The organism is Devosia sp. MDV22-iso42 (assembly GCF_058629155.1).
The window spans coordinates 181,900-203,254 of sequence record NZ_JBZVWR010000010.1 but is presented as its reverse complement, the minus strand read 5'-3'; the positions used below and the strand labels follow the sequence as shown (position 1 = coordinate 203,254).

Sequence of the window (21,355 nt, the reverse complement as noted above, 5' to 3'; positions counted from 1 at the left end):
GCTACCAATGTTGTCAAGTTATTATTTTGGCATTTTGGGTTCTTGATGCGCTCTTTGATGGTGTAATAACATTTATTATCAGATGGTTAGACATCTTCCTGACGAGACTCTACGTGATCGAGTTGAATTCTGTTTGACAACTATGGGTTGTAACATGATATTGCAGGCCATGGCCGGGCCCGTTCGAGGCCTGCCTGGAGGAATTGTGCGAGCGCCCCTGCAGCGTCGTTCGCGCCACCCGAATGAGCTGCAAAGGGAGGAAGAACTTGACCATCAAACACATTCTGATCGGCGCACTCCTGGCGTCGACGTCCATCGGCCCGGTAATGGCCCAGGACAATACCGCCATCACCGTGGTGCTGAGCGAAGAGCTCGACCTAGTGGAGCCCTGCATGGCGACCCGCTCCAATATCGGGCGCGTCATTCTGCAGAATATCAGCGAGACGCTGACCGAGCTCGACGTGCGCGGCGACAAGGGCCTGATGCCCCGCCTGGCCGATAGCTGGGAAGACAAGGGCGACGGCACCTGGCAGTTCAAGCTGCATCCGGGCGTTACCTTCTCGGACGGCACCACGCTCGACGCCGCTGACGTCAAGCACTCGTTCGACCGCGTGTTCAGCGACCAGCTGACCTGCGAAAGCGCCCGCTATTTCGCCGATACCGAACTCAGCTTCACTATCGTCGATGACACCACCATCGACATCACGGCCGTGCCGGCGCAGCCGATCCTGCCGCTGCTGATGAGTCTCGTCACCATCGTGCCGTCGGAAACGCCGATGGAATTCGTGCGTGATCCGATCGGCACCGGCCCCTATGTGATGAGCGAATGGACCGCCGGCCAGCAGATCGTGCTCGACCGTCGCGAAGACTATTGGGGCGCCCAGCCCGAGGTCAGCAAGGCCACCTATCTGTTCCGGTCCGAGCCGGCCGTGCGTGCCGGCATGGTGGCCGCGGGCGAAGCCGATATCGCGCCGCAGATCACGGCCGAAGTCGCCGACAATACCGCAACCGATTTCAGCTATCTCAACTCGGAAACGGTCTATCTGCGTGTCGACGGCCAGGATGCCCCGACCAGCGATATCCGCATCCGCCAGGCGCTGAATACCGCCATCGACCGCGAGGCCTTTATCGGCACCGTGCTGCCCACCGGCACCGAACTGGCTGTGGCCATGGTGCCGCCGACCACGCTGGGCTGGAATCCGGACGTGACGGTGCCGGCCTATGATCCCGAGCTGGCCAAAAAGCTGCTCGCCGAAGCCCAGGCCGATGGCGTCGATACCAGCCTGCCGATCGAGGTCGTCGCCCGCACCGAGAACTTCCCCAATGTCACCGAGGTCGCCGAGGCCCTGGTGCAGATGTTCAACGAGGTCGGTTTCACGGCAACGCTGCGCATGGTCGAAGTGGCCGAGCACGAGCAGTATTATTCCAAGCCCTATCCGGAGAGCGAAGGCACCCGTCTCGTGCTGGCGCAGCATGACAATAGCCGCGGCGATCCGGCCTTCTCGATGTTCTTCAAGTATGACAGCAAGGGCACCCAGTCGGGCGTCAACGATCCCAAGGTCGACGATCTGATCGCCCGTGCTTCGGCGGCTACTGGCGACGAGCGCGCTGCGCTCTGGTCCGAGCTGTTTGCCTATGTGCATGACGAGATCGTTGCCGATGTCCTGCTGTTCCACATGGTTGGTCTCAGCCGGGTCAGCGAACGCCTCGACTTTACGCCGACCATTGCCACCAACCAGCAGTTGCAGCTGTCGGAAATCGGCTTCAAGTAGGCGCTTACACGATCCACTTTCGACGGTGCCGGGCTTTGTGCCCGGCACCGCTTCCTGACAAACGGGTGAAGAGCAATGATCAAACTGATCGGTCAGCGAGCCATCGCCAGTGTGCTCTCCCTGCTGGGCCTGATGGTCCTGGTATTCTTTTTGTCGCGCCTCACCGGCGATCCGGCGGTACTGTTCCTGCCCATCGATGCCAGCGAGGCGATGAAGGCGCAGTTCCGCGCGCTGCACGGGCTGGACGCGCCGCTGCTCGAGCAGTTCGGCCGCTATGTGCTGGATCTGCTGCAGTTTGATTTTGGCGACTCGCTGCGCAAGGCGCGACCGGCGATCGACGTGGTCATGGAGGCCTATGCCTGGACCCTGCCGCTGGCGCTGATCACCCTGTGCCTGGTGGTGGTTGCCGCCGTGGTGCTCGGCTCGCTGGCTGCCTTCAATGTTGGGGGCTTTTTCGACCGGACCGTGTCGATCGTGTCGCTGATCGGCGCCTCGGCGCCCGATTTCTGGATCGCCATTGTTGCCATCGTGCTGTTCTCGATCAATCTGGGCTGGCTGCCGACTTCGGGCGTGGGTACGCCGCTGCACTGGGTGCTGCCGATCGCGGTGCTGTTCATCCGGCCGTTCGGGCTGATCGTCCAGGTGGTGCGCGGCTCGATGCTGTCGGCGCTGTCGGCCCCCTATGTGAAGACGGCCCGGGCCAAGGGCGTCAAGAACCTGCCGATCATCTTCGTGCACACGCTACGCAATGCCATGCTGCCGGTCATCACCGTGATCGGCGACCAGGCGGCGGCCATGCTCAATGGCGCGGTGATCGTCGAAACCATTTTCGGCTTTCCCGGCATCGGCAAGCTGATGATCGATTCCATCCTGCAGCGCGACTTCAACGTTGTGCTCGCCGCCATCATGGTCACGGCCGTGGCCATCTTCATCATGAACATGCTGATCGACGTCGCCTATGGGCTGCTCGATCCGCGAATCCGGCACTAGGGAGCGCTGCAGATGACCGACTTGTCGCTCACCAAGCCAGACCACAATGCGCCACGCAGCGGCCTGTCCGTGCTGCTGTCCATGCTGTGGCGGGACAAGCTGGCCTTTGTCTCGGCGCTGGTGCTGATCCTGATCGTGCTCTGTGCGCTGCTGGGGCCAACCCTGCTGGGTGACCTGGCGACCAGCCAGAACCTGCGCGGCCGCAACAGCCCGCCCTTTGACCTGTCGCGCGGCTGGGCCTTCATCCTGGGCGGCGACTCGCTGGGCCGGCCGATGCTGGCGCGGCTGATCGTGGCGGCGCGCAGCACCATGATGGTGGCGGCCGGTGCGGTCGCGGTGGCGCTGCTGGTGGGCGCGACGCTGGGGCTGATTGCCGGCTATCTAGGCAAGAATGTCAGCCAGGCGATCATGCGCCTGGCCGATGTGATCATGTCGTTTCCTTCGCTGCTGCTGGCGGTGGTGGTCCTCTATGTGCTGGGGCCCTCGATCCCCAACATGATCCTGGTGCTGGCCATCACGCGCATCCCGATCTACCTGCGCACCACGCGGGCCGAAGTGCTCGAAGTGCGCGAGCGCATGTTCGTGCAGGCTGCCGTGGTGATGGGGGCCTCGCATGGGCGCATCATCCTGCGGCATGTGCTGCCGGTGGTGGCGCCGACGCTGGTGACCATTGCCACGCTCGACTTCGCCTTCGTCATGCTGGCCGAAAGCTCGCTGTCGTTTCTCGGTATCGGCATCCAGCCGCCCGACATTACCTGGGGCCTTATGGTCAGCCAGGGCCGGCCCTATCTGACCACCGCCTGGTGGCTGGCGCTGTGGCCCGGGGTCTGCATCGTCATCACCACGCTGGCGCTCAACCTGCTGAGCAACTGGATGCGCATTGCACTCGACCCCGCCCAGCGCTGGCGGCTGGAAGCCCGGAGCACGACCGATGAATGAAGCCCTGCTCGACGTGCGCAACCTGTCGGTGGATTTCCATACCGCGCGCGGCACCGTGCATGCGGTCAAGAATGTCTCGTGGAGCATCAACCGCGGCGAGACGCTGGCCATTCTGGGCGAGAGTGGCTCGGGCAAGTCGGTCTCGGCAGCGGCGGTGATGAACATTCTCGACATACCGCCGGCGCAGATCGTGGGTGGGGAAATCCTGTTCGACGGCCAGGACCTGCTCAAGGTCAGCTACGAGGCCCATCGCGCGCTCAACGGCAAGAAGATCGCCATGATCTTCCAGGATCCGCTGAGCCATCTCAACCCGGTCTACACGGTGGGCTGGCAGATCATCGAGATGATGACAGCACATGGGCGGCCGGCCGACATGGCCCGGGCCAGGGCGCTTGAGCTGATCGGGCGGGTTGGCATTGCCGATGCCGAAGCGGCGCTGCACAAATATCCGCACCAGTTTTCCGGCGGCCAGCGGCAGCGGCTGATGATCGCCATGGCACTGATGCTCAAACCCGACATCCTGATCGCCGACGAGCCGACCACGGCGCTGGACGTGACCATCCAGGCCGATGTGCTGGCGCTGCTCAAGGAGCTGCAGGCGGAAACCGGCATGGGCCTGGTGCTGATCACCCATGATCTGGGCGTGGTCGCCGAGATCGCCGACCGCGTCGTGGTGATGAGCCGCGGCGAGATCGTCGAGCAGGGCACGCCGCGCGAGGTCTATCATAACGCCCAGCACCCCTATACGCGCCAGCTGATCGGCGCGGCGCCCGGCAAGGGGGAGATCCGGCTGCACGACGAGGCGTCGCCCGTGCTGCTGGAGACGCGCAAGCTGTGCAAGACCTATGGCGAATTCACGGCGCTCAAGGATGTGTCGCTGGTGCTGCATCGCGGGCAGACCCTGGCCGTGGTCGGCGAAAGCGGCTCGGGCAAGTCGACGCTGGCGCGGGCCATCCTGCGGCTCGAACAGGCCGATAGCGGCGAAGCGCTGTGGAAAGGGCAGGACCTGCTGGGCCTCAATGCGCGCGACCTGCTCGGCGTACGCCGGCAGATCCAGATGGTCTTCCAGGACCCCACGCAATCGCTCAATCCGCGCATGTCGGTCTATCAGCTGATCTCGGAGGGCTGGGACATTCATCGCCTGATGCCCGACCGGGCGGCGCGGCAGCAGCGGGTGGCCGAACTGCTCGACCAGGTCGGGCTGGCGCCGGAAATGGCGCAGCGCTATCCGCACCAGTTTTCTGGCGGCCAGCGGCAGCGCATCGCCATTGCGCGGGCGCTGGCGCTGGAGCCCGAACTGATCATCTGCGACGAGGCGGTGTCGGCGCTCGACGTCTCCATCCAGGCGCAGGTGATCGCCCTGCTGGACGGGCTGCGGGCGCGGCTGGGGATTTCCTTCCTGTTCATCGCCCATGACCTGGGCGTGGTACGCGACTTTGCCGATACGGTGATCGTCATGCAGGCCGGCCAGATCGTCGAGCGCGGGCCGACGGCGCAGATCTTCGAGGCGCCGCAGCACGATTATACCCGACGCCTGCTGGCCGCCAATCTCGACCCCGATCCCGACATCCAGGCGCAGCGCCGGCTGGCTGGCGCGCATCCATGACACGCCTGGGCGTGGTCGCCGATGACCTCACCGGCGCGCTCGACGCCGCCGCGCCCTTTGCGGCGCGGGGTATAGCCACGGTGGTGGCCCTGGGGCCGGAAGGCCTGGCCGCCGCCCTGGCCAGCGGCGCCGATGTGGTCGGCGTCTCGAGCAATAGCCGGGAGGCGTCGCCCGACGACGCCGGACAGAATGTGGCGCGCTGCCTTGCCGGCCTGCCGTCGGGCCTGCCGATCTTCAAGAAGGTGGATTCCCGGCTCAAGGGGAATATTGCGGCTGAGCTCGACGCCATTGCCTTCACACGGGCGCTGGTGGTGCCTGCCATTCCGGCCTTTGGCCGCTGGATGCGGGCGGGCCGGCTGGGTGGATTCGGGGTCGATGAACCGATCGACATAGCCGCCCGGCTCGGCTGCCATGCCGGCAAGGCCAGCATTCCCGACATTGTCACGCAGGGCGATATCGAGCAGGCGCTGGAGGCCGGTGGGCATGACCTGCTGGTCGGCGCGCGTGGCCTGGCCGAGGCGCTGGCGACGCAGTGGGCGCCTGAGGCGGCACACCTGGTCCCGCCGCCGCTGATGGCGCCGGTGTTTTGCGTCATCGGCTCGACTGATGGCATTACCGGCCAGCAGATTGCGCGGCTGCGCGCTGCCTGCCCGGGGCTTGTGCACATTGGCGCGCCCAATGGCCAGATGCCTGCGGGTGCGTCGCCCGGGGCGAACCTGACGGTACTGCAGGCCATAGCGGGCGAGACCCAGGCCGATGGCGCCACCGTGGCGCAGCGCCTCGGGGAGGGGTTGCGACGCCTGCAGCCGCCGCGGGGTGCGGTGCTGCTGATCTCGGGCGGGGCGACCGCGCAGGTGGTGCTGGAGGCGCTGGGTATCTCGGTGTTGCAGCTAGACGGCGAAGCGCTGCCCGGCCTGCCCCTTGCCCATGCCGGCGGCTTCACGATAATCACCAAGTCGGGCGGCTTCGGCGATCCCGATACATTGCTGGCCCTGCTCGGCCATCTTGGTGGTGCGAACCCGGAGAGTGACGGATAGACATGTCGGAAGTTCTCAACGTTAGGCGCAGCCTCTCTGACGCGGTGTTCGATCGCATCCAACGGGCCATCAAGTCCGGCGCCTATGGCGTGGATGAACGCCTGCCCACCGAACATGCCATGGCGGCCGAATTCCAGGTATCCCGTCCGGTGGTGCGCGATGCGCTGCAGCGGCTGCGCGACCAGGGGCTGATCTATTCGCGGCGCGGCGCCGGCAGCTTCGTGCGCGAGCAGGGGCTGCGCGAGCCGCTCGGCTTCGGGCAGATGGAAAATCTGTCGGACCTGCAGCATTGCTACGATTTCCGTCTCACCATCGAGCCGGAGGCGGCCGCGATGGCGGCGACGCGCCGCACGCCGGAGGCGCTGAGCAAGATCAAGTCGGCGCTGAGCCTGCTGCGCGACGCCACCAACCGGCAGGCACACCGGGCCGATGCCGATTTCATGTTCCATCTGAGCATCGCCCAGGCATCGGCCAATCCCTATTTCGCCACGGCCATGCAGGCTCTGGAAGACCACATTGCCGTCGGCATGCGCTTTCATGGCCTGTCGCTGCGCAGCACCAGCGACGGCTTGCAGCATGTGTTCGTCGAGCATACCGCCGTGTTCGAGGCCATTGCCGCCGGCGATGCCGAGGCGGCGCGCCAGCGCATGAGAGCCCATCTCTCCGGCTCGCGCGACCGCCTGTTCGAACCCAAGCGCTGAGACGCTGTTCAGCCAGCCATAGCTAAAATGAAAAGGGCCCGCTTGCGCGGGCCCTTGTCGTTCGTGCGGAACGTCAGCGTCGGCGTCAGCTGGAGCCGGCGCCGTCCTGGCGGACGAAGGCGATGCGCAGCATATTGGTGGCGCCGGGCGTGCCCAGGGGAATGCCGGCGGTGATGGCGATGCGGTCGCCGGGGCGGGCAAAGCCCTCCTGATAGGCGATGACACAGGCGCGATCGACCATGTCTTCCAGGCTCACCGCGTCTTCGGTCTGCACGCAATGAACGCCCCAGACCACCGACATGCGGCGGATGGTGCGCATATTGGGCGAGAGCACGATGATGGGCTTGGATGGACGCTCGCGGGCGGCGCGGATGCCGGTCGAGCCCGAGGCGGTATAGGTGACGATGGCGGCCAGATCGAGGGTTTCGGCGACCTGGCGGGTAGCGGCGGAGATGGCGTCGGCAGCGGTGGCTTCCGGCTCCGTCTGGGCGGCGCGGATGATGCCGCGATAGTTGGCATCGCCCTCGACGGCCACGGCCACCTTGTTCATGGTGGCGACGGCTTCGACGGGATAGGCGCCGGAAGCGGATTCGGCCGAGAGCATGATGGCGTCGGCGCCCTCAAACACGGCGATCGACACGTCCGAGACTTCGGCGCGGGTCGGCACGGGGGCGGTGATCATGGATTCGAGCATCTGGGTGGCCACGACGACCGGCTTGCCATAGCGGCGGGCCATGCGGATCATGCGCTTCTGCAGGCCGGGGACCTGCTCGAGCGGCAGTTCGACACCCAGATCGCCACGCGCGACCATGATGGCGTCGCTGAGCTTGATGATCTCTTCGAGGCGCTCGATGGCCTGGGGCTTTTCGATCTTGGCCATGACGCCGGCGCGGCCCTGGACGATCTTGCGTACGTCGATGATGTCTTCGGGGCGCTGCACGAAGCTCAAGGCGATCCAGTCGGCGTCGGCGGCAAGGCCGGCCAGCAGATCGGCATGATCCTTTTCCGTCAGGGCGCCGGTGGGCAGCAGCGTATCGGGCAGGGAGACGCCCTTCTTGTCGCTGAGCTTGCCGCCATAGACCACTTCGGTCTCGATGGCGCCATTGCCGACCTTGGTGGCCTTGAGCGACAGCTTGCCGTCGTCGAGCAGCAGGCGGTCGCCGACCGAGACGCTCTCGATGATTTCGGGATGCGGCAGGTAGACGCGCTCGGCATTGCCCTGGTCGTCATTGTGGCTGTCGAGGGTGAACTTCTGCCCGGCCACCAGCTCCACCGAGCCGCCGATGAACTTCCACACGCGCAGCTTGGGGCCCTGCAGATCGACCAGGATGCCGAGCGGGTGGTTGAGGCGCTTTTCGACATTGCGAATGCGCTCGACCGTGGTGCGCAGCACGTCGTGGCTGGCATGGCTCATATTGATGCGGAACACGTCCGCGCCGGCCTTGGCCAGTTCCTCGATCATCTTTTCCTCGTGGCTGGCAGGCCCGAGGGTGGCGACGATCTTTGCGCGTCTCATGCGTCTCATTGCGTGTCCGTTTCTTGCGTCGTTATGTCGTCCTGCGGTGCATCCACATCGGCAGGATCGACAAGGAAAGTGGGGTCTTCGAGGTCTTCGCTTCCGTCCGGACCGACGATCGCCGGGCCGGCGCCATTCTCGCTGAGCTGCAGCGTCCAGTCGGAACGGTTCTGGGTATCGATTTCAAAGAAACCGGTGCGCTCATAGCCGCGGGCCAGGCAATCCTCAACCCCGAATATGGTGAAGGTTTCGTCACGCGTACACATGAACACCGCGCCATCCCAGGCGCCGCCTGCCACATCATCGGCTGCAAAGATGTAATAAAAACGACGCTGCAGATCGCCCTGGTAGAGCACGCGACAATCACCGGGAGGCGCCTGCCACCAGCCTTCGCTCATCCAGCCGCGCTCGGCGCGATAGCCCAGCGCCACCGAGACGAGATTGGCCGTTTCGTTGCAGATGCGCAGATCGGCCCTGGCTGGCGTGGCAAAGAACGCCAGGCTGGCAAGAGCTGCGCCGATCAGGGTCGTGCCGAGACGGATGGTTTGCAAAAGCGAGCCGGAAATCATCGGGAAAACGTGCCTTCTTTGAGCCCATGGTAAGGGATTGGTCAATGGCTAATGCCTTGATTTGGCCGAATTGGGGGCATGCGTGGCAGCGGTGATGTGGATTGGATCACAAAGGGGTTGAACCGGGGGCGAGTCTGGGGTTCAAGCAGCGCTTGATACAACGAGGTAAGACCCATGGCTGAAGAGAGCGTTGCCCAGGACCAATTGCGGGCATTCATCGAGCGCATCGAGCGCATGGAAGAAGAAAAGGCCGCGATCGCCAACGACATCAAGGAAATCTATGCCGAGGCCAAGGGCAATGGCTTCGATACCAAGATTCTGCGCAAGATCGTGGCCATCCGCAAGCAGGACGCCAATGAGCGCATGGAGCAGGAAGCCCTGCTCGAGCTCTATATGAGCGCGCTGGGCATGGTGGCGTCCTCGGACGACTGACCGATCCTCAATAGCTATTGATGCGTGCCGCCCGGTTGCCTCAGCTGCCGGGCGGATCTGTATCTGCGCGCCGGTGGGGTCAGGCGAGGATGTCGATGGTGGACTTGAGCATGCGGTCGGCGGCACGTACGATGGTTGCCGAGGACTTGAAATCATGTTGGGCCAGCATGGTTTCGACCATTTCCGTGCCCAGATCGACATCGGCCAGGCCGGTGCCGAAGCGGGCGACACGGCCGGCGCTGGTCTCCAGACGGTCGGCGGCGCGCTGCATGCCGAGTGTTCCTGAAGCGATGGCGGATAGGGTCATGGTGGTGGCCTGGCTGGTGGGCGTGATGCCGCCAGCTAGCGCCCAAAGCGTTGACAATTGCCTTATCGGGAAGCCGGCAATGCAGTTCAAAAGCCAGACAGCCTTGCCCGCCAGAATGGCCGGCTAGACGGACCGGCCCAAGGCCGCCACCATGGCGGCCTCGTCATAGCCGAGGGTGGCCAGGGCGGTGGCGACAATGCCGGCGCGGTCGAGGCCGGCATCGGCATACATGTCGGCCTGACTGGCATGTTCGACGAAACGATCAGGAATCATCAGCGGCCGGAAGCGCAGCTTGCCGTCGAGCAGGCCATTGCTGGTCAGGAAGGTGGCGACGTGGCTGCCAAAACCGCCCAGGCCACCCTCTTCGACACTCAGCAAGACGTCGTGACTGCCGGCGAGACGGGCAATCAGTTCCTCATCGAGCGGCTTCATGAAGCGGGCATCGGCAATGGTGGGATTGAGGCCCAAGGCGGCCAGCTTGTCGGCGGCAGCGAGCACTTCGGACAGGCGCGCGCCATAGCTCAGGATGGCGATGGTGCCGCCCTGGCGGACAATGCGGCCCTTGCCGATGGGCAGAATCTGGCCACGCGCGGGCAGGTCGACGCCCATGCCGTCGCCGCGCGGATAGCGGAAGGCGATGGGGCCGCTGTCGTAATGGGTGGCGGTGGTCACCATATGGCGCAGTTCGGCCTCGTCGGCGGCGGCCATCTGCACGATGCCGGGAATGGCGCCCAGAAAAGCCGCATCGTAGTTGCCGGCATGGGTAGGGCCGTCGGCGCCGACATAGCCGGCCCGGTCGATGGCAAAGCGCACCGGCAGCTGCTGGATGGCCACGTCGTGGATGACCTGATCATAGGCGCGCTGCAGGAAGGTCGAATAGATGGCGCAGAAGGGGCGCATGCCCTCGCTGGCGAGGCCCGCGGCAAAGGTCACCGCATGCTGCTCGGCAATGCCGACATCGAAGATGCGGCTGGGATGGATTTCGGCGAACCTGTCGAGCCCGGTGCCCGAGGGCATGGCTGCGGTCACCGCGACAATGCGCGGATCGTCACTGGCCTCGGCGATCAGGGTATCGGCAAAGACCGACGTGTAGGAGGGCGCGTTGGAAGGCGTCTTGGTCTGGGCGCCGGTGATGACGTTGAACTTGGAGACGCCGTGATACTTGTCGTCGGAATCTTCGGCCGGGCCATAGCCCTTGCCCTTCTTGGTCACAACATGGACGAGAATCGGGCCCTGGGCGGCGTCGCGCACATTGTCGAGCACGGGCAGCAGGTGATCGAGATTGTGCCCGTCGATGGGGCCGACATAGTAGAAGCCCAGCTCTTCAAACAGCGTGCCGCCGGTAAAGAAGGAGCGGGCAAATTCCTCGGTACGGCGGGCCGGCTCATGCAGGAATTGCGGCAGCTTGCTGACCACCGACTTGGCGGCTTCGCGGGCGCCGCGATAGACCGGACCCGAGACCAGGCGCGCCAGATAGGCGCTCATGGCGCCGGTGGGCGGGGCGATGGACATGTCATTGTCGTTGAGCACGACAATGAGCCGGGCGTCCATGGCGCCGGCATTGTTCATGGCCTCATAGGCCATGCCGGCCGACATGGCGCCATCGCCGATGACGGCGATGACATTGCGCGGCTGGTCGAGCAGTTCGCTGGCCACGGCCATGCCAAGGCCGGCGGAAATCGAGGTCGAGGAATGGCCGGCGCCAAACGGGTCGTATTCGCTTTCGGCGCGGCGGGTGAAGCCGGACAGGCCGTGCTTCTGGCGCAGCGTGCGCATGCGGTCGCGGCGGCCGGTGAGGATCTTGTGGGGATAGGCCTGGTGGCCGACGTCCCAGATGATGCGGTCATGGGGGGTATCGAACACGGCATGCAGGGCCACGGTCAGTTCCACCACGCCCAGGCCGGCGCCCAGGTGGCCGCCGGTCACCGAGACGGCGTCGATCATCTCGGCGCGCAATTCGTCGGCGAGCTGCCGCAACTCCTCGCGCGGCAGGGTGCGCAGGTCAGCAGGAGAGTTGACGGTGTCGAGCAGCGGGGTAGCGGGCTTGTCGGCCAATCGGGCAGTCCTTCGCCTAAAGGGGCACTATGGCAGTTGTTTAGGCGCGCGAGCGGCGCTTTGCAACAATAGCGGGCCACCTGCGCACACTGCGCCGGCACCGGAATGGACTGCAATCAAGCCTGAATTGGGGCCGCTCAGTTGCTCACAGGAGCAGCCGGCCTTGTGCCGACAAAGCGGGTAGAGGACAGGCCCTCGGGGAAATCGCCCACGCGCAGAATGGTGACATAGGGTCCCATTTCAGTGGTGGGGCTGAAATCGGCCTCGTCGTGATCCCAGATTTCGGCAAAGTGGTCCGAGCTCAACGCGGTAGGGGTGGTGAAGACGTCGGCGACGTGCTCGAGGTCGGGTGCCACCAACTCGGGGCGGCGCATGGCGCCGGCATCGGGGCGCTTGGCCAGGTGTTCAGCCAAGGCCTGGGCAACAGGTTCATCCTGACGCGGGGCGGCAAAGGTGCCGCGAAACAGGTCGGAAATGGCGCCGGTGACCACGTTGTCACTGCCCAGCGACGCGGTGCGCAGGGCGGTCACGCCGGGTAGGGAGGGCAGGCGGGACACGGGCATTACCGGCGTTGCGGCGGGCGCGGTTTCGCGGGCGATGATCGCCTCGAGGGCGCTCTGCGCGACCGGGTCCTGCGGCATGGGCGAGAGATAGGCGGTCATCATGTCCGGCTGCGGGTCGGAGGTGAGCAGGCGCGGCTGCGGCACGGGGGCGGTCAGCGCGGCGATGGCGGTCACCGCGTCGCCCGATGGCAGGGTGGAGGCGGTTGCCAGCTGCAGGGCTTCGGACTTGCGCAGCGGCATGGGTGCGCTGGCCAAAGTGGTGATTTCGGCGGCATCGAGCGGCGCGCTGCCGGCGGTGGAGAAGGGCAAAGCCGGCGCCGTACTGGCAAAGGCCACGCCGCCCAGATTGACCGGCCGCGGGGCGGGAATGGGCGCATTGGCTGTGGCCTGCGACGCCAGGGAAGCGAGCTGCACCTCGGCTGGTGGAGGGGCGGGAATGGGGGCGGGTGCCGGGGCAGGCGCAGCGGCACGCGCGGAAGCCGGGGCGGCGGCAGAGGCGCTCGGCTGGCTCGATGAACCGCCGAACAGCAGATCAACCAAAGTGCGGCCGCTTCCGGCGCTGGCGACCTGGGTGCCCGAGCTGCTGCCATTGCAGGGCACGGCATGGCAGGTTTTCCACTCGGCCATGGCCACCTGATAGCCCTGCTGGGACAGCGGCTTGCCATCGGTGGGCAGGTGCATGGTCTTGCCGTCGGGGAAGATCTCCTGCAACTGGGCACGGGTCATGCGCGGCCAGGCGCGCACCGAACCGGTGTCGAGATGGACAAAGGGGCTGCCAGATGTGGGATAATAGCCGACGCCGCCGACCTGCTTTTTCATGGCAGCGGCGCGCAGCCGCGGCAAGGAGACGCCGGGGATGAAGAAATCCATGGCGTGACCCTTGGTGTGCTGGCTGTTCTCGGCAACGCCCGAGGAGGTCTCGCGCAGCATGGCATTGGTCTTGGGCGAACGGTAGGCTGAGACCACGTTGATCGGCTGGGTGGCACCGACTTCCTGGTAGACTTCCCAGACCAGATCGAACAGCCGCGGGTCCATCTTGGTGGGCTCGTTGCGGCGCCAGTCGCGCAGGAAATAATTGAGATCGTTGAGACCGGACTGGACGTATTGTCCATTGCGCTTGAAGACGATGCGCGCGGTCTCCTTGGTGTGGGTGTAATAGAGATAGATGGCGCGTTCGGATGCCGCCATGGCCGGCACGACGGAGGTCGGCAGGATGAGCGCAAAGCTGATCAAGGCGGCGAGCAGAAATTGCCCAAAACGATGCCGTTGCAAATTGGAATTCCCCGTCACGCGATACTCTGCCCGGTTAGTCTCTCGGCAAACATTAGCGTCAAATACGATGGATTTGATTAACGCCTGCCTGCTGCGTGCCCTCCCTCAAGCGGGCTCACGTATATGTTATTACGATCAGAAACTGGCGCAACAAAGGCCGAATTGTCAATGAAAGCTTAAGGCCGGCCGCATGCGGCCGGCAAAGCCGGGGTGGCGGGCCTCAAGGCGAGATGGTGCCGTCACCGGCTTCGGCGACGATATCGACCGGCTTGGGCGGGGTCGCCAGGCCCATGGCGGCGATCAGATTGGCGTTGTGGCCATAGATGTCGTCGAAGGACTGCAGGCTGCCATCGGTGGTCACGCGCACGGTAAAATAGGCGATGTGCACGGGGATCTGCTGCTCCGGGTTTACCCAGCGTTCGGCCGCGCCAAACATGCCTTCAAGCGAGGCCCGGCTGATATTGGGCTCGTTGGCCAGCAGCGCATCGGCGAACTCCATGGGGTTCTGCACGCGGACGCAGCCATGGCTATAGGCGCGGAAATCGCGCTCGAACAGCGATTTGGACGGGGTGTCGTGCAGGTAGACATCGTGCTTGTTGGGGAACAGGAACTTGATCTGCCCCAGGGCGTTGCTGGTGCCGGGGCGCTGGCGGATGCGGAAGGGGAAATTGGTGGCGCTGACCTGGTTCCAGTCCACCTGCCAGGGGCTGACCGGATTGCCCTGATAGAGCAGGTCGTAATTGTGGCTGTCGATATAGCCGGGATTGGCCATGACGGCGGGGGCGATCTCGGCCTTGACGATCGAGCTGGGCACATTCCAGTACGGATTGACCACGATGTGGCGGATGGATTCCGAGAAGACCGGGGTCTGGTGCTTGGTGGTGCCGACCACGACGCGGGTGGTGTATTCTTCGCGGTTGTCGCGGTTAACCGACAGCCGGAATTCGGGAATGTTGACCAGCACGTTGAACGCGCCAAGGTCGCGCGGCATCCAGCGCCAGCGCTCCATATTGGCCAGGATGTCGGCCTTGGTCAGCGGGGCGCCGCCATTGAGGGCGGCCAGCGTGGCCGGGCCCATGACGCCATCGACATAGAGATTGCGGGTCTGCTGGAAGGCCTTGACCGCTTCCACCACGCTGTCGTCATAGACCGTGTCGACGGCAGCGGGCAGCTCGAAGCGCTGGCGCAGCACGGGGACGCGGGCATCGCTCATGCCGGGCTTGAGGGTGGCGCCGGTCTCGATCTGCACCGGACGGTCGGTCTGGTTCTGCTCGAAATTGGCAAGCGCTGCCTTGAGGGCGAGGAATTCGGGATGGGTCGGCTCCAGCGCCGCGAGCACCTTGACCGGATCGGCACTGGTGGCCAACTGCACCAGCAGCCCGGCTTCGTCGAGCTTCTTGGGGGCCACGTCGAGGTTTTCACTGACCGAGCCGGGCACGATGCGGCCAGTATATATGTGGGTGGCATAGCGCATGGTGGCGCGCGAGAACGCGGTTTCCAGGCTGGCCATCTTGATCGGGTCGCTGCCGACGGCGGTCACGTCCAAAGCGGGGGTGAGGTAGTCGGACGGACGCAGGCCTTCGGTTTCGGCTGCGGCAAAGAGCTTGAGAATTTTCTGGGCGGGCGGCGAGAAGGCGACAGCGCCGTCGGCGGTCTCATCGAGCCAGATCGGCGCAAAATGGCGCGCGCCATAGAAGAAGTACAGTTTCTGCGCCTCGGCATAGGCAGCGCTGTCCTTGGCGGCGCCATAATAGGCGGCAGACAGGCCGGCCTTGATGGTCTGGGCCAGCGGCGTCTGCGGCGGCGCGATATAGACCGGGCCGATGGTGGCACTGGCCACAGCCTGCGCCGATGCCGGCACAATGGGTGCGACGCCCGCAAGGGCGGCAATCAGGCAGACCAGAAACTTGTTCATGCGGACTCCAGCAGGCTTTATCGAGTTGCGGCGTCACCGGCGATCCGGTGGATTCAACAGCCGCGCCGGACAAAATCATTAGCCAAAAATCCTTAACAGGAACAATTGCTCGCAGTTTTGTGAGGGCAATTTAGCGATGGCGACCTCTTACGGAAAGGGAGCGTAAAGCTACGGTTTCCTAAGACTGGCTTGCGTGACGCCGGGCGGGACCATAGCGTCGTGACCGGAGGATCAGCATGGACCGGCAAAGCCATTTCGTGGTCGTGGGCGGCGGCACTGCCGGCTGGATCGCGGCGTTCATCATTCAGGACGCGGCGCGCCGCAAGGGGCTGAACGCGCGCATCAGCGTCATCGAGCCGTCGAGCATCCCGACAGTGGGGGTGGGCGAGGCGACCACGGCGGCGTTTCGCGTGCTGCTCAAACATTTCGGCATCGATGAGTTCGAGTTCTTCCGCAAGACCGAGGCGACGTTCAAGCTGGGCATCCGGCATGAGGACTGGCGTCGCAAGGGCTTTACCTATTATGGGCCGATCGATGATCCGCACCAGGTGATCCAGGCGCCGGCAGGGGCGCCGAGCGACTATCTCAATGTCTATGCGATTGCCGCCGGAAGGCCGATCACCGACATGCACCTGTTCGGGCCGCTGCTGGAGCAGAAGAAGGCGCCCTATGTGCAAAAGGCGGACGGTTCACTGATCCCGCTGGGGCCCTTCCACCATGCCTATCATTTCGACCAGGCCAAGGTCGGGCGGTTCTTTGCCAGCAAATCCAAAGGCGTCGAGATTATTGATGCCGTGGTGTCGGGCATTGAGCGGAACGCCGAGACCGGCGACGTCACGGCGCTGACGCTCGACAATGGGCAGGTGCTGGAAGCCGATTTCTTCATTGATGCGACGGGCTTTCGCAAGCAGCTGATCGTCAAGGAAATGGCGGCCGACTGGATCTCCTACGCCCATGAACTGCCGGTCAACCGGGCGCTGCCGTTCTGGCTCGATATCAAGCCGGGCGAGGAGATCGCCAATTACACCCGCGCCTGGGCGCAGGATGCCGGCTGGATGTGGCAGATCCCGACCCAGACCCGCTATGGCTGCGGCTATGTCTATTCGGACGAATTTTGTTCGCCCGAGCAGGCCAAGGCGGAAGTCGAGCGCGTGCTCGGGCGCGAGATCGAGGTGCGCAGCGATATCCGCTTTTCCATCGGCCGGCTGGAAAATGCCTGGGTGGGCAATGTGGTGGCGGTGGGGCTGAGCTCGAGCTTTCTAGAGCCGCTGGAATCCACCTCGATCCACGGCACTATCGTGCAGATGATGCTGTTTGCCGACCGCTTCCTCAAGCATCCGGGCGAGATGACGCCGGCGGATCGCAAGGACTACAATGCTCGGGTCGGGCGGCAGGTGGATGACTTCCGCACCTTCGTGAACACGCATTACATGGTGGAACGCGACGACACGCCGTTCTGGCGCGAGGTGCGGGCCAACCGCATCCATCCCGAGACCCAGGCGCAGCTGGCGCGCTGGCAGCGCGAGATGCCGCGGCACGAGCAGTTTGCCGACAATCTCTTCGGCCTGCCGCATATCCAGACCCAGCTCTATTATCCGGTGCTGGCGGGGCTGGGATTGTTAAGCCAGGACCTGGCGCGGCGGGAAATGGACCAGGACCCCAAGCTAAGACAGTTCGCGCGGGAGGCCTATGAGGGGCTGGTGAAAGAATATCGCGCCGCAGCTGGCCAGGCGCTGGGCCATGCGGAATTTCTGGAGATTGTGCGGGGCATGTGAAGGGCAGTGTCGCGGTTCGGAACCGATATCAGTTCGGACCACAGTCGCCGATAGGTCAGCACCTGTTTACGCTCGTAGCGCGAGGGCCAACCCCATCAGCCAGGCAAATGGCAAAATGGTGGGAAAAATCATGTTCAGCAGGATGAGTGTACTCACCGCCAGAAGGCCATAAAGCAGCCAAACCATGGCCTCCCCGCGCATCTCAATCTATGGTCACCAAGCACATCTGACCGCCAAGTCATGCTTCTACCAATAGCCGCCCAGTACGATACCCCGCCCCGTTCCGGCCATTGCCTACTCTAGGCCGCGTCGCTGAGCAGCTCTTCGGCGAGGCCGTATTCGTGCAGTTTGCGGTAGAGCGTGGAGCGGCCGATCTTGAGGGCGCGGGCGACGCGGGACATGCGGCCGCCATGATGCTCGATGGCAAAGACGATGGCGGCGCGCTCGATCTCGGCCAGGGCGGCAACTTCACCAGCCGGGTCAAGGAAGCGATCGGGCAAAGCGGGCATGCTGACATGGAGACGCTGGCGAGCAGTGGCCGTGTCGATATGGGTCGGCGCTGAGGCGATCGGGGCCGCCTCGATTTCCCTTATGGCGCGCTCGCGGCCATTGGCCTGGGCGATGATCTGGGGGAAGTCCACGGTCTCGAGGAAGGCGCCGTCGCTGAGGATGACGGCGCGATAGACGGCATTTTCCAGCTGGCGGACATTGCCGGGCCAGTCATAGCCGGCCAGCAGGTCGAGCGCGGCGGGGGAAATGCCCAGGATACGCTTGCCGGCTTCGGCGGCGAAGCGGGCGATGAACATGGCGACCATGGCCGGGAGGTCTTCCATGCGCTCGCGCAGGGGCGGGGTATAGATGGGAAAGACATTGAGCCGGTAATAGAGATCCTCGCGGAACTCGCCGGACTTGGCCAGGTTGAGCAGGCGCCGGTTGGTGGCCGAAATGATGCGCACATTGACGCGCTCGGTGCGGGAGGAGCCAACGGGCTCGATCTCGCCTTCCTGGAGGGCGCGCAGCAGCTTGACCTGGATGTCGAGCGGCAGCTCCCCGACCTCGTCGAGAAAGAGGGTGCCGTTATGGGCTTCGGCGAACTTGCCGTTCTGGTCGGCGATGGCGCCGGTAAAGGCGCCCTTCTTGTGCCCGAACAGCACCGATTCAACCAGATTGGGCGGGATGGCGCCGCAGTTGACGGTGATGAAGGGCTTGCCGGCGCGATCGCCGGAACCCTGGATGATGCGGGCGATCAGTTCCTTGCCGACGCCGGTCTCGCCCTCGATGAGGACGGGAATGGTCGACTTGGCGGCCTTGGCGCACAGGCTGATGACGCGGGCCATGGCGGGGGCCCGGGCAATCATGTCGGCGGCGGTGAAGGTGCCGGATTTGCGGGCGCGTTCGGCGCGGATGGTGGCTTCAAGCGCGTCGAGCTTCATGGCATTGCGCAGCGAGATGATGAGCCGCTCGGGGGCGACGGGCTTGACGAAATAGTCAGCGGCGCCGTTGCGCATGGCCGAGATCACGGTTTCGAGCGAGGCATTGGCGGTCTGAATGATGACGGGGGTGGTCAGGCCCTCGCGGCGCATGGCCTCCATCACGCCCATGCCGTCGAGATCGGGCATGACCAGATCGAGGATCATGGCGCCGATATTGCGGTCGTCGCGCAGGATGGCCAGGGCCTGTTCGCCCCCGGTGGCGGTCAGCGGCTTGAAGCCGGCCCGGTTGGCGACCTCGGCGGTCAGACGCAACTGAACCGGATCATCATCAACTACCAGAATGCGCGTCATTCAAACTCCGGTCTTTTGCGGCGGCATCGATTCGTGTGCCGTTTTGGGAACAAGATGGCCGGATGGGGTTAAGGGGCGATTAATCATGGACAATTTCGGCGGGGCGGCAGCGCCATCTTGCTCGCGGCCCCCCCCCTCCACCACGCTATGCGTGGTCCCCCTCCCCCGCGGGCGGGGGAGGATTGCCGACTGCGCGCTTCGGTCGCGCACCCTTTCCAACCCATTCCTCGCTGGGTAAGGTCCGCGCCAAATCAGATGCGCCGGAGACTGACCATGAACGCCCCCGCCCAGAAGAGCCACAATCAGTTCGGCAAGCTGCCGGTCTGGGACCTCAGCGACCTCTATCCGGGTGGCGACAGCGCCGCATTCAAGGCGGACCTGGACAAGGCCAAGGCCGATGCCGCGCGCTTCGAGGCGGACTACAAGGGCAAGCTGGTCGATCTCACCAAGTCGGGGCAATTGATCAAGGCGATCAAGGACAGCGAAAAGCTGGGTGACCTGACCGGCCGCATCGGCTCGTTCGCCTTCCTGCAATATGCGCAGAAATCGACCGATCCGGACCGGGCCAAATTCATGGGCGATACCAATGAGGCGCTGACCAACCTCTCGACCCGCGTGCTGTTTTTCGAACTCGAGCTCAACCGCATCGAGGACGCCGATCTTGAGGCCGCCTTTGCCAATGATGCCGAGCTGGCGCGCTACCGCACCTGGTTTGCCGAGTTGCGCAAGGCAAAGCCCTATCAGCTCGATGACAAGCTTGAGGAACTATTCCACGACAAGTCGACCACCTCGTTTTCGGCCTGGAACCGGCTGTTCGACGAGACGCTGAGCAGCCTTGAATTCGAGGTCAATGGCGAGACACTGACCCTTGAAGCAACACTGCACCTGCTGAGCGAAAAGGACGAGACCAAGCGCGAGGGCGCGTTCAAGGCTTTGGGCAAGACCCTCAAGGCCAATGGACGGTTGTTCACCCACATCACCAATGTGCTGGCCAAGGACAAGGAAATCTCCGATCGCTGGCGCGGCTACCAGGACATCGCCGACAGCCGGCACATGGCCAATTCGGTGGAGCGCGAGGTGGTCGATGCGCTGCAGCAGGCGGTGGAGGCGGCCTATCCGCGGCTCAGCCATCGCTATTACAAAATGAAGGCCAAGTGGTTCGGCAAGGACAAGCTCAATGCCTGGGATCGCAATGCGCCGCTACCCACCAGCGACGAGCGGGTGTGGGACTGGGACAGTGCGGTCTCGACGGTGATGGAGGCCTATGGCCAGTTCTCGCCCGAACTGGCCGAATGCGCGGCGCCGTTCTTCAATTCGGGCTGGATCGATGCGCCCAGCGGGGACGGCAAGCTGTCGGGCGCCTTTGCCCATCCGACGGTGCCGAGCGCGCATCCTTTTTTGATGCTCAACTATATGGGCCGCTCGCGCGATATCATGACCCTGGCCCATGAACTGGGCCATGGTGTGCATCAGCGGCTGGCCGCGGCGCAGGGGCCGATCCTGGCCAATACGCCGTTGACCCTGGCCGAGACGGCGTCGGTGTTTGGCGAGATGCTGACCTTTCGGTCGCTGCTGAATAAAACAACCGACCCGACGCAGCGCTTCGCGTTGCTGTCGAGCAAGGTGGAGGACATGCTCAATACCGTGGTGCGGCAGATCGCCTTTTACACCTTCGAGCGGCGGGTGCATACGGCGCGGCGGCAGGGCGAGCTCAAGACCGAGCAGATCAACCAGATCTGGCTCGATGTGCAGGCGGAATCACTGGGCGAGGCGATCATCGCCAATGACGGCTATGAGAGCTTCTGGGCCTATATTCCGCACTTCATCCATTCGCCCTTCTATGTCTACGCCTATGCCTTTGGTGACTGTCTTGTGAACTCGCTCTACGCACAGTATGAGAAGTCGAGCGAAGGCTTTGCCGAGCGCTATTTCGAGCTGCTCAAGGCCGGGGGAAGCAAGCACCATACCGAACTGCTCGCGCCGTTCGGGCTGGATGCCAAGGATCCCCAATTCTGGTCGCTGGGCCTGTCGATGATCGAGGGGCTGATCGACGAGCTGGAGGCAACGGCGCCCTGATGCAAGGTCAAGCGTGGCCAAGCCGGTCACCGACTTTGGACGCATA

16 protein-coding genes are annotated in these 21,355 nt (G+C 64.3%); 9 read left to right on the top strand and 7 right to left on the bottom strand.

Annotated elements, in window-relative coordinates:
- The first annotated feature begins 242 nt into the window (after positions 1-242).
- The 6 genes from AC4NN3_RS12865 (at position 243) to AC4NN3_RS12840 (ending at position 7,045) form a co-directional block, all read left to right on the top strand.
- Positions 243-1,772, top strand: coding sequence for an ABC transporter substrate-binding protein (locus AC4NN3_RS12865; RefSeq protein ID WP_491927486.1), 1,530 nt, complete (start codon positions 243-245; stop codon positions 1,770-1,772).
- Between the two features lie 75 nt (positions 1,773-1,847).
- Positions 1,848-2,762, top strand: coding sequence for an ABC transporter permease (locus AC4NN3_RS12860; protein WP_491927485.1), 915 nt, complete (start codon positions 1,848-1,850; stop codon positions 2,760-2,762).
- A gap of 81 nt (positions 2,763-2,843) precedes the next feature.
- Complete coding sequence (locus AC4NN3_RS12855; protein ID WP_491927596.1) at positions 2,844-3,701, top strand: ABC transporter permease; 858 nt, start codon at positions 2,844-2,846, stop codon at positions 3,699-3,701.
- Positions 3,694-5,307, top strand: a complete 1,614-nt coding sequence (locus AC4NN3_RS12850; protein ID WP_491927484.1) for an ABC transporter ATP-binding protein — start codon at positions 3,694-3,696, stop codon at positions 5,305-5,307. The genes AC4NN3_RS12855 and AC4NN3_RS12850 overlap by 8 nt, the downstream gene beginning before the upstream one ends.
- Complete coding sequence (locus AC4NN3_RS12845) at positions 5,304-6,344, top strand: four-carbon acid sugar kinase family protein (protein ID WP_491927483.1); 1,041 nt, start codon at positions 5,304-5,306, stop codon at positions 6,342-6,344. Before AC4NN3_RS12850 ends, AC4NN3_RS12845 begins: the two co-directional genes overlap by 4 nt.
- Before the next feature lie 2 nt (positions 6,345-6,346).
- A complete protein-coding gene (locus tag AC4NN3_RS12840) occupies positions 6,347-7,045 on the top strand; it encodes a FadR/GntR family transcriptional regulator (RefSeq protein WP_491927482.1) in 699 nt (232 codons plus the stop codon).
- 85 nt (positions 7,046-7,130) lie between these two features.
- On the opposite strand, the gene pyk is transcribed toward AC4NN3_RS12840, so the two are convergent.
- On the bottom strand, positions 7,131-8,570 hold the full coding sequence (gene pyk, locus AC4NN3_RS12835) for a pyruvate kinase (protein WP_491927481.1): 1,440 nt from the start codon (positions 8,568-8,570) through the stop codon (positions 7,131-7,133).
- A complete protein-coding gene (locus AC4NN3_RS12830) occupies positions 8,567-9,112 on the bottom strand; it encodes a DUF1036 domain-containing protein (RefSeq protein ID WP_491927480.1) in 546 nt (181 codons plus the stop codon). The genes pyk and AC4NN3_RS12830 overlap by 4 nt, the downstream gene beginning before the upstream one ends.
- Positions 9,113-9,304: 192 nt before the next feature.
- On the opposite strand from AC4NN3_RS12830, the gene AC4NN3_RS12825 reads away from it, so the two are divergent.
- On the top strand, positions 9,305-9,562 hold the full coding sequence (locus tag AC4NN3_RS12825) for a DUF2312 domain-containing protein (RefSeq protein WP_193334634.1): 258 nt from the start codon (positions 9,305-9,307) through the stop codon (positions 9,560-9,562).
- A gap of 79 nt (positions 9,563-9,641) precedes the next feature.
- On the opposite strand, the gene AC4NN3_RS12820 is transcribed toward AC4NN3_RS12825, so the two are convergent.
- The 4 genes from AC4NN3_RS12820 to AC4NN3_RS12805 all read right to left on the bottom strand — a co-directional run bounded on the left by AC4NN3_RS12820 (position 9,642) and on the right by AC4NN3_RS12805 (position 15,674).
- Positions 9,642-9,869, bottom strand: coding sequence for a flagellar basal body rod C-terminal domain-containing protein (locus AC4NN3_RS12820; protein WP_491927479.1), 228 nt, complete (start codon positions 9,867-9,869; stop codon positions 9,642-9,644).
- A gap of 123 nt (positions 9,870-9,992) precedes the next feature.
- Positions 9,993-11,924, bottom strand: a complete 1,932-nt coding sequence (dxs, locus tag AC4NN3_RS12815; RefSeq protein ID WP_491927478.1) for a 1-deoxy-D-xylulose-5-phosphate synthase — start codon at positions 11,922-11,924, stop codon at positions 9,993-9,995.
- A 137-nt stretch (positions 11,925-12,061) separates the two neighbouring features.
- Positions 12,062-13,759: a peptidoglycan L,D-endopeptidase MepK gene (mepK, locus tag AC4NN3_RS12810; protein WP_491927477.1), complete on the bottom strand. Its 1,698-nt coding sequence runs from the start codon at positions 13,757-13,759 to the stop codon at positions 12,062-12,064.
- 220 nt (positions 13,760-13,979) lie between these two features.
- Positions 13,980-15,674: a L,D-transpeptidase family protein gene (locus AC4NN3_RS12805; RefSeq protein ID WP_491927476.1), complete on the bottom strand. Its 1,695-nt coding sequence runs from the start codon at positions 15,672-15,674 to the stop codon at positions 13,980-13,982.
- Positions 15,675-15,910: 236 nt separating this feature from the next.
- On the opposite strand from AC4NN3_RS12805, the gene AC4NN3_RS12800 reads away from it, so the two are divergent.
- A complete protein-coding gene (locus tag AC4NN3_RS12800; RefSeq protein WP_491927475.1) occupies positions 15,911-17,449 on the top strand; it encodes a tryptophan halogenase family protein in 1,539 nt (512 codons plus the stop codon).
- Positions 17,450-17,748: 299 nt separating this feature from the next.
- Here AC4NN3_RS12800 and AC4NN3_RS12795 read toward each other — a convergent pair whose 3' ends face one another.
- Complete coding sequence (locus AC4NN3_RS12795) at positions 17,749-19,233, bottom strand: sigma-54-dependent transcriptional regulator (RefSeq protein WP_491927474.1); 1,485 nt, start codon at positions 19,231-19,233, stop codon at positions 17,749-17,751.
- A 255-nt stretch (positions 19,234-19,488) separates the two neighbouring features.
- On the opposite strand from AC4NN3_RS12795, the gene AC4NN3_RS12790 reads away from it, so the two are divergent.
- On the top strand, positions 19,489-21,309 hold the full coding sequence (locus AC4NN3_RS12790; RefSeq protein WP_491927473.1) for a M3 family oligoendopeptidase: 1,821 nt from the start codon (positions 19,489-19,491) through the stop codon (positions 21,307-21,309).
- Positions 21,310-21,355 lie beyond the last annotated feature (46 nt).

Excerpts from the sequence above, each read along its gene's own strand:
- AC4NN3_RS12865 (WP_491927486.1), top strand. The coding sequence starts at position 243 with ATGAGCTGCAAAGGGAGGAAGAACTTGACCATCAAACACATTCTGATC.
- AC4NN3_RS12860 (WP_491927485.1), top strand. The coding sequence starts at position 1,848 with ATGATCAAACTGATCGGTCAGCGAGCCATCGCCAGTGTGCTCTCCCTG.
- AC4NN3_RS12855 (WP_491927596.1), top strand. The coding sequence starts at position 2,844 with ATGCTGTGGCGGGACAAGCTGGCCTTTGTCTCGGCGCTGGTGCTGATC.
- AC4NN3_RS12850 (WP_491927484.1), top strand. The coding sequence starts at position 3,694 with ATGAATGAAGCCCTGCTCGACGTGCGCAACCTGTCGGTGGATTTCCAT.
- AC4NN3_RS12845 (WP_491927483.1), top strand. The coding sequence starts at position 5,304 with ATGACACGCCTGGGCGTGGTCGCCGATGACCTCACCGGCGCGCTCGAC.
- AC4NN3_RS12840 (WP_491927482.1), top strand. The coding sequence starts at position 6,347 with ATGTCGGAAGTTCTCAACGTTAGGCGCAGCCTCTCTGACGCGGTGTTC.
- pyk (WP_491927481.1), bottom strand. The coding sequence starts at position 8,570 with ATGAGACGCATGAGACGCGCAAAGATCGTCGCCACCCTCGGGCCTGCC.
- AC4NN3_RS12825 (WP_193334634.1), top strand. The coding sequence starts at position 9,305 with ATGGCTGAAGAGAGCGTTGCCCAGGACCAATTGCGGGCATTCATCGAG.
- AC4NN3_RS12820 (WP_491927479.1), bottom strand. The coding sequence starts at position 9,869 with ATGACCCTATCCGCCATCGCTTCAGGAACACTCGGCATGCAGCGCGCC.
- AC4NN3_RS12805 (WP_491927476.1), bottom strand. The coding sequence starts at position 15,674 with ATGAACAAGTTTCTGGTCTGCCTGATTGCCGCCCTTGCGGGCGTCGCA.
- AC4NN3_RS12800 (WP_491927475.1), top strand. The coding sequence starts at position 15,911 with ATGGACCGGCAAAGCCATTTCGTGGTCGTGGGCGGCGGCACTGCCGGC.
- AC4NN3_RS12795 (WP_491927474.1), bottom strand. The coding sequence starts at position 19,233 with ATGACGCGCATTCTGGTAGTTGATGATGATCCGGTTCAGTTGCGTCTG.
- AC4NN3_RS12790 (WP_491927473.1), top strand. The coding sequence starts at position 19,489 with ATGCGCCGGAGACTGACCATGAACGCCCCCGCCCAGAAGAGCCACAAT.